Genomic DNA, 1,275 nt, shown 5'->3' with positions numbered 1-1,275 from the left:
AATATTCTTTTTACAAGTAATGAATCCATAGGATTTGAAAGTGATAAAAATACAAGCATGGTAGCTGATAATATCACAACTTATGCAAAAACTATTCATGAGTTAAAAGCCGATAGCGAAGCGACTATACAGGTAGGAGAAACAATTATTAATGCAAAACCTGATTGTGTTATCATTAAAGCAGGTGGAGTTGAAGTAACTATAGACTCTAATGGACTTGTGGTTAGAGGTGGAGAGCTTAAAGCAGAGTAATAAAGGATAAACAATGAATAAACCCTTCTACAAACTTAAAAGATTTTATATACCTTGTATAATAATTATTATAATATTTGCCGTGCTTGCAAAATTACTTTATTCTCCTTTATATACGATTTATTGGGGAATGTATCATTATCCTAAAGTTCAACTAGAATTTAAAAACTTTAAAAAAATGACTTTAAATCCAAGCCCTAAGGATATGATTAAAATTGTAAATGATTACCGACCTAAGCTAGAAGATTTTAAAGATTTAAATGTAAAAATGCAAAAGGCTATTTTTGATTTTAAGGTGGCTAAATTATTTGGATTTGAGGATAGGTATTTTGAAGCTTTTATTAAAAGCTGTGCTGGTAACTTCTTTGTTTTACATGGTAAAGAACAAATTTATTTTAATTATCTTAATTTCATAAGCGGTATAAATTCAACTTCCAATGAAAAGCAAAAATATCTAAACTTAAGAGCATCAACTAGAGATTTAGAAAGACAAATTTTTGAAGAAAAACTTAAATTTATAAAACATTATGAAGAATTTTATGATTACTTAGAGGGTGTAGGTTATTTGGATAAGGGAACAGAATATATAGGTACGGCAATTTCTTTTAAAACATTGATTCAAAATGTATTTTTGTCTAATAATGCTCAATTATGCTCTTTTGAAAATAGAAACTTAATATTTAATCAAATAAAGAGAAATTATACTATATTTATTAACTTAGATCCAGATGGCTCAAAACTTTTTGATAAAACATTAAAAGAAAATTTTAGGAATTATCGTAAAGATATATCACCTTTTCTAGAAGATACAATAAATAAAATTCAAAAGACTTTAGATGAATGTAAATGAAAATAATACCAGTGTTAATAATGAAAATAACACCACTATCAACTTTGAAGAAAGCATAAAAGAAGCTTTAAGAAAAGGGCAAGAAATTGTAGAAAGTAACATAAGGAATGCGATAAATGTCTATTTATAAAGAATGTGAAGTTTGTAAAACAAAAATCAATAAATTACAAAAT

The 1,275-nt window shown here is 26.2% G+C and carries 2 protein-coding genes and 1 pseudogene; all 3 read left to right on the top strand.

Going from position 1 to position 1,275, the window contains the following annotated elements; translation table 11 throughout:
• Positions 1 to 252: pseudogene (locus tag AJ932_RS00150) on the top strand (VgrG protein); the annotation flags it as partial.
• 13 nt (positions 253 to 265) lie between these two features.
• The gene (locus AJ932_RS10435; RefSeq protein ID WP_186820398.1) at positions 266 to 1,102 is read left to right on the top strand and encodes a hypothetical protein; all 837 of its coding nucleotides are present in this window, start codon (positions 266 to 268) and stop codon (positions 1,100 to 1,102) included.
• Positions 1,089 to 1,232, top strand: a complete 144-nt coding sequence (locus AJ932_RS10430; RefSeq protein WP_162842173.1) for a hypothetical protein — start codon at positions 1,089 to 1,091, stop codon at positions 1,230 to 1,232. The genes AJ932_RS10435 and AJ932_RS10430 overlap by 14 nt, the downstream gene beginning before the upstream one ends.
• Positions 1,233 to 1,275 lie beyond the last annotated feature (43 nt).

Source organism: Campylobacter sp. BCW_6873 (genome assembly GCF_001762365.1).
Classification (GTDB): domain Bacteria; phylum Campylobacterota; class Campylobacteria; order Campylobacterales; family Campylobacteraceae; genus Campylobacter_D; species Campylobacter_D jejuni.
Note: the sequence above shows the minus strand (reverse complement) of the source record. Positions and strands in the feature narration are given on the sequence as shown.